Origin of the sequence: Staphylococcus simiae (assembly GCF_002902085.1) — a bacterium.
Taxonomy (GTDB): Bacteria; Bacillota; Bacilli; order Staphylococcales; family Staphylococcaceae; genus Staphylococcus; species Staphylococcus simiae.
Map to the genome: position 1 here is coordinate 43,887 of NZ_PPQR01000086.1, position 6,608 is coordinate 50,494.

At 32.7% G+C, this 6,608-nt stretch carries 6 protein-coding genes; 2 read left to right on the top strand and 4 right to left on the bottom strand.

Going from position 1 to position 6,608, the window contains the following annotated elements; genetic code table 11:
* Window positions 1-82: 82 nt before the first annotated feature.
* The 3 genes from CD113_RS10220 to CD113_RS10230 all read right to left on the bottom strand — a co-directional run bounded on the left by CD113_RS10220 (window position 83) and on the right by CD113_RS10230 (window position 4,295).
* A complete protein-coding gene (locus tag CD113_RS10220) occupies window positions 83-394 on the bottom strand; it encodes a rhodanese-like domain-containing protein (RefSeq protein ID WP_002464296.1) in 312 nt (103 codons plus the stop codon).
* A gap of 15 nt (window positions 395-409) precedes the next feature.
* Window positions 410-2,824 (bottom strand): leucine--tRNA ligase, encoded by a 2,415-nt coding sequence (gene leuS / locus CD113_RS10225; RefSeq protein ID WP_002464295.1) that lies wholly within the window; start codon window positions 2,822-2,824, stop codon window positions 410-412.
* A gap of 283 nt (window positions 2,825-3,107) precedes the next feature.
* Window positions 3,108-4,295, bottom strand: a complete 1,188-nt coding sequence (locus tag CD113_RS10230; protein WP_002464294.1) for an MDR family MFS transporter — start codon at window positions 4,293-4,295, stop codon at window positions 3,108-3,110.
* A 108-nt stretch (window positions 4,296-4,403) separates the two neighbouring features.
* Between CD113_RS10230 and CD113_RS10235 the strand changes: the two genes are divergently transcribed.
* Together CD113_RS10235 and CD113_RS10240 are read left to right on the top strand one after the other, a co-directional pair.
* Window positions 4,404-5,357: a TIGR01212 family radical SAM protein gene (locus CD113_RS10235; RefSeq protein ID WP_002464293.1), complete on the top strand. Its 954-nt coding sequence runs from the start codon at window positions 4,404-4,406 to the stop codon at window positions 5,355-5,357.
* On the top strand, window positions 5,354-5,914 hold the full coding sequence (locus CD113_RS10240) for a tRNA (mnm(5)s(2)U34)-methyltransferase (RefSeq protein ID WP_002464292.1): 561 nt from the start codon (window positions 5,354-5,356) through the stop codon (window positions 5,912-5,914). Before CD113_RS10235 ends, CD113_RS10240 begins: the two co-directional genes overlap by 4 nt.
* 56 nt (window positions 5,915-5,970) lie before the next feature.
* Here the strand turns inward: CD113_RS10240 and CD113_RS10245 are convergent, their stop codons facing one another.
* Complete coding sequence (locus tag CD113_RS10245) at window positions 5,971-6,372, bottom strand: transcriptional regulator, SarA/Rot family (RefSeq protein WP_002464291.1); 402 nt, start codon at window positions 6,370-6,372, stop codon at window positions 5,971-5,973.
* Window positions 6,373-6,608: the final 236 nt, after the last annotated feature.

The window sequence follows — 6,608 nt, forward strand, 5'->3', positions numbered from 1 at the left end:
ACTTTTCATTTTGCAATACGTGCAAAAAAAAAGAAGTTAAACAACGTTATAAGCTGCTTAACTTCTTTTTGAATTGATACTTTTAAATATTACTCATTTCTAAACCTTCATCGCCCCATGATTTCATGCCGCCTTCTACATTAACTGCGTCAATATCATGATTTTCTAAATATTCAACAACTCTGGCGCTACGAACACCACCAGCACAGATGATATAGTATGTTTCATTTTTATTAAAATCTTTTAAATGTTCTGGAATTTGATCCATTGGAATCAGTTTAGCATTAGGGATATAACCCATTGCTGTTTCTTCATCTGTTCTAACATCTACGATATTAACTGGATTAGAATCCAACACTTTAGTTTTTAATTCGTCAGTCGTAATTGACTTCATTTTATGAAACCCTCCTTATTTTGCAACAATATTCACTAATTTTTGAGGTACTGCAATGACTTTTTTAATATCTTTGCCTGCAATACTTTCTTTGACATTATCATTTTGGAATGCAGCTTCTTGCATGTCTTCTTTTGACATATCTTTTGGAATATTAATTTTAGCTCTTAATTTACCATTAACTTGCACGACAATTTCTACTTCATCATCTACTAATAATGATTCGTCATAAGTAGGCCAAGGTTGATAAGTAATTGTCTCTTGATGACCTAATATTTGCCATAGCTCTTCTCCAAGATGAGGAGCAATTGGAGATAACATTTTAACAAACCCTTCAATATAAGGTTTGTAAATTTCGTCAACTTTATAGCATTCATTGATAAATACCATTAATTGACTAATAGCAGTATTGAATCCTAGTGTCTCAAAATCTTCAGTTACTTTTTTAACTGTTTGGTTATACACTTTATCTAATGATTTATTGTTAGTTGAGACAATTTTAGAATTCAAATTACCATCATCATTAGTTACTAATCTCCACACTCTATCTAAGAAACGACGGGAACCATCAAGACCTTTTTCACTCCATGCGATTGCTGCATCTAAAGGCCCCATAAACATTTCATACAATCTCAGTGTATCTGCACCATGAGAACTTACAATATCATCTGGATTAATCACATTACCTTTAGATTTACTCATTTTTTCATTACCTTCACCAAGAATCATGCCTTGGTTAAATAATTTTTGGAATGGTTCTTTAGTAGGTACCACACCTAAATCATATAACACTTTATGCCAGAATCTTGCATATAATAAATGTAGAACAGCATGTTCAACTCCACCAATATATAAATCGACTGGTAGCCAATGTTTTAATTTTTCAGGATCTGCAATCATATCCTCATTTTTAGGATCGATATAACGTAAATAGTACCAACAGCTACCTGCCCATTGTGGCATCGTATTTGTTTCACGACGACCTTTCATGCCAGTTTTCTCATCAACAACATTAACAAATGAATCAATATTTGCTAACGGTGATTCTCCAGTACCAGATGGTTTAATTTCATCAGTTTCTGGTAATAATAATGGCAACTCTTCTTCAGGTACTGTAGTCATCGTACCATCTTCCCAATGTATGATTGGAATAGGTTCTCCCCAATAACGTTGTCGACTAAATAACCAATCACGCAATTTATAATTAACTTTCTTTTCTCCAGCATTTTTTTGTTCTAACAGACTAATGGCTTTAGTTATTGCTTGTTCATTATCTAAACCATTCAATTCACCTGAATTAACGTGTTTACCTTCGCCTGTATATGCCGCTTCTTGTACATTGCCACCTTCTATAACTTCAATAATAGGCAAGTCATATTTCTTGGCAAACTCATGGTCACGCTCATCATGTGCTGGAACTGCCATTACTGCACCAGTTCCATATGTTGATAAGACATAGTCAGCAATCCAAATTGGTAATTGTTGTCCAGATAATGGATTAATTGCATACGCACCAGTGAAGACACCTGATTTATCTTTTGCTAAATCTGTACGTTCTAAATCAGATTTTTTAGATGCTTCTGTTTGATAAGCTTTAATTGCCTCTTTATGATCAGCAGTAGTTATAATGTTTACTAATGGATGTTCAGGACTTAAAACTAAGAATGACGCACCATAAATAGTATCTGGTCTCGTAGTAAAGACTTCTACCTTATTTTCTAAACCGACAACATCGAAAGCAACTTTCGCACCTTCAGAACGACCAATCCAATTTCGTTGCATATCTTTTAATGATTCCGGCCAATCTAAATCATCTAAGTCTGCAAGTAGTTGATCAGCATATTCAGTAATTTTTAATACCCATTGTTTCATTGGTTTACGGAAAACTGGATGTCCACCACGTTCTGATACACCATCAATAACTTCTTCGTTAGATAATACAGTTCCTAAAGCAGGACACCAATTAACTGCCACTTCATCAACGTAGGCTAAACCTTTGTTATAAAGTTGAATAAAAATCCATTGTGTCCATTTATAATATTCAGGATCTGTCGTATTGACTTCACGATCCCAATCATAACTGAAACCTAGTTCTTTAATTTGACGTTTAAACGTTTGAATATTTTTCTTAGTAAATTCGCGCGGATCATTTCCAGTATCTAACGCATACTGTTCAGCAGGTAAACCAAATGCATCCCAACCCATTGGGTGCAATACATTATACCCTTGCATACGTTTATATCTAGAAATAATATCAGTAGCTGTATAGCCTTCAGGATGGCCTACATGCAAACCTGCACCTGATGGATATGGGAACATATCAAGTGCATAGAATTTTTTTTGACCTAAGTTGTCACTTGTTTTAAATGTTTTATGTTCATCCCAATAATCTTGCCATTTCTTTTCAATTTGCTTATGATTGTAATTCACAGTTCGTCCTCCTGTATCAATAAAAAGACACCCCAAACTATTATTCATAGGGACGACATTTGCCGCGTTACCACCCTATTTCACAGATACTGTGCCCTCATTCTAATAGTAAGAGATGTCTTGATTTGATTTATTTTTAATTAAATTTATGATTACATCTAGTCCTTAACACTGGCTCTCAACATTACCAGTTCTCTGTAGAAAAGCTTCTAAACGTTTTAAGTTGATAAGTTAATAGTATGGCATATACTGAATTATTTCAAGTTTTATAATGAATTTAACCTTAAAGTTCATGATCCACTTGTGCAGATTTCGAATTATTTTCATTGAAAGCTATAAGTAAAATTAGAGCACCTACTAATAACACAATCATTCCTAAAAACATCATACGCATATTGAATACATCAACTAATACCCCTCCTAAAAAAGGACCTACTGCTTTACCAATTGTAGCAGCTGAATTAACAAATCCTTGGTATTGTCCTTGTTTACCTTTAGGAGCTAAATGATTAGCGATTGTTGGTACAGCCGGCCATACAAACATCTCACCAAATGTTAGAATAATCATTCCAACAACAAAAATAGTAAAACTTTGGGCAAAGCTAGTAACCAAAAATGACATCATAAAAATGATAATTCCAACAAACATCTGTTTTTTTAAATTACCTTTCAATATGTATAACACAGGTTTAATTAATGGTTGTGCTACTAAAATCATTATGCCATTAATCGTCCATAACACACTATATTGAGACATGGAAATGTTTATGGATTGGGTAAATGATGCAATTGTTGATTCCCATTGAATATAAGCAATCCAACAAATTGCAAACATGGCACAAATCAAAATTAACGATACCAACTTTGATTTATTCTTACTTTTAGCCAATTCCATATGATTTGGAAATTTTACTTTAACGTTAATCGGAATATTAAATTGCGTCAATGCCACGATAGTAAATATTATATACATCATAAGATTTGCTAAAAATATATAATTAAAACTAAATTCTGCCACAAAGCCACCAAGTGCTGCACCTATTGCTACACCAATATTTTGTGCTAAATATATGGCATTAAACGTTTGTCTACCACCATTAGGCCAAACTGCACCAGCCATTGCATAAATTGCTGGTATAATCATTCCTCCGCCAAAGCCTAACATAACAAGCCATACTGCATACCAAGGCCATCCATGAAAGAAATTTAATAGCGTTGTACTACATAAACATGTGACTGTGCCTAACATAATCGTTTTATAGCCACCTAGTTTATCGAATAATGTACCACCTAATAAATTTCCAATAACCATACCAACAGAATTGATCATCAGTACCAAACCTGCAATCGTCAAACTCTTATCTAGTTCCTGTTTCATATAAATGGTATTTAAAGGCCACAAAAAACTAGAACCAGTAATATTGATTGCCATACCAATGACTAGCCACCATACTGATTTAGGTATATTCATTATTCATAGTTCCTCTCTCTTTTTTGTCAAACTATAATAAACACTATAACATTAAAATATGTTAAAATCTGTACTTAGAACTCTTTTTTATAGAAAGGAAAATGACTTATGGGCAATCATTTCCCGTATGCTTTTGAAAACAAACGTTATCATACATGGAATTATCATTTAAAAAATAAATTTGGTCAAAAAATATTTAAAGTAGCACTTGATGGTGGCTTCGACTGTCCTAATCGAGATGGTACAGTAGCTCACGGTGGCTGTACATTCTGTTCAGCTGCTGGTAGTGGAGACTTTGCAGGTAATCGTGCAGATCCTATAGAAGTACAATTTAAAGAAATCAAAGAAAAAATGCATGAAAAATGGCATGATGGCAAGTACATTGCATACTTTCAAGCATTCACAAATACCCACGCACCTGTAGAAGTATTAAAAGAAAAATTTGAACCTGTGTTAAAAGAACCTGGTGTCGTGGGTCTATCTATAGGAACAAGACCGGATTGTTTACCTGATGATGTAGTAGAATACCTAGCTGATTTAAATCAACGTACATACTTATGGGTTGAATTGGGATTACAAACGATTCATCAGTCAACATCAGACTTAATCAATCGTGCTCATGATATGCAAACATACTATGATGGTGTGGCAAAACTGCGTAAGCATAATATAAATGTATGTACACATATTATTAACGGTTTACCTGGTGAAGACTATGACATGATGATGGCAACAGCTAAAGAAGTTGCACAAATGGATGTACAAGGTATTAAAATTCATCTATTACACTTATTAAAAGGTACACCAATGGTCAAACAATATGATAAAGGTATGTTGGAGTTTATGACTCAAGAACAGTATACGAATTTAGTTGTTGACCAGTTAGAAATCTTACCACCTGAAATGATTATTCATAGAATCACAGGTGATGGACCGATAGATTTAATGGTAGGTCCAATGTGGAGTGTTAATAAATGGGAAGTATTAAATGCTATAGATGATGAATTAGCTAGACGTGATTCATATCAAGGTATTAATTATAAGGAACATGTGACGTCATGAAGTTAGAACGTATCCTTCCTTTTGCTAAAACATTAATATCACAACATATTACGACTTCCAGTGTAGTTATCGATGCAACGTGTGGTAACGGTAATGATACCCTTTTTCTAGCACAAAGTGTCCCACAAGGTCATGTTTATGGCTTTGATATTCAATCGATTGCTTTAGAACATACTAAAGAAAAAACTGCTCATTTTGATAATATTTCTTTAATTCTTGATGGTCATGAACATGTCAATCGATATATACGAGACGAGCATAAAGGGCATATAGATGCTGCTATATTTAATTTGGGCTATTTACCAAAAGGTGATAAATCTATTGTCACGACACCTGTAACTACGATCAAAGCAATAGAAGATATTTTAGCACTTTTATCTAAAGAAGGTATTATAGTGCTAGTTATATATCATGGTCATAGCGAAGGTCAACTAGAGAGAGATGCATTACTTGAATACGTTCAACATTTGGATCAACAATATGCTCATGTGCTTAAATACGAATTTATAAATCAACGAAATTATGCGCCATTTATAATCGCTATTGAAAAAATTTAATAAAACTAAAGCCACCAAAACTTCCTATTAAAGGAAATGTTGGTGGCTTTAGTTTGCTATACTGCTAAAATAGATTTCATACTATTTTCAAAAGCATTAGCTTTATTTGCAATAGCTTCTCCAATAAACGATAACAATGTTTCTTTTTTATCTAATACTTTTTCATTAAAATGAATAATTACAGTTCTTTCATCATCAACTGGTCTTTCTTTATAAATCCATTCTAAATCTACAAGGTTATTATATGTTCTTGTACGTTTATATGGTTTAACTTCTACAAATTGGTCCATTTCTTTAAGTGTCATTGAACCTTTTTGCCATAGTGTTAATAAAATTAAAACTTCTTCTTTTGTCATATGATATTCTTTTTCTATTTCATCAAAAATAGAGTTGATATCCATCAACAAAGTTTCAAGTTTTAAAATACCAGAGACTTTATCACTATCAAGATTTTTCATTTTTCACATCTCCCTATCATTAATAACAATCTTCACACAATTTATGCAATGAACTCCCATTTCAAACATAATTGTGTATTAACTTTCTCTTCCCAAAGTGACAATACATTTTAAATTCTAAATAATACATCGTAGATATTGAATGAAATTAAATAACAATAAAAATCAATAATGAATAAAGTTAATCATAATAATTAAGTTAATAGTACAAAAAAACATATCACCCTATTACATAT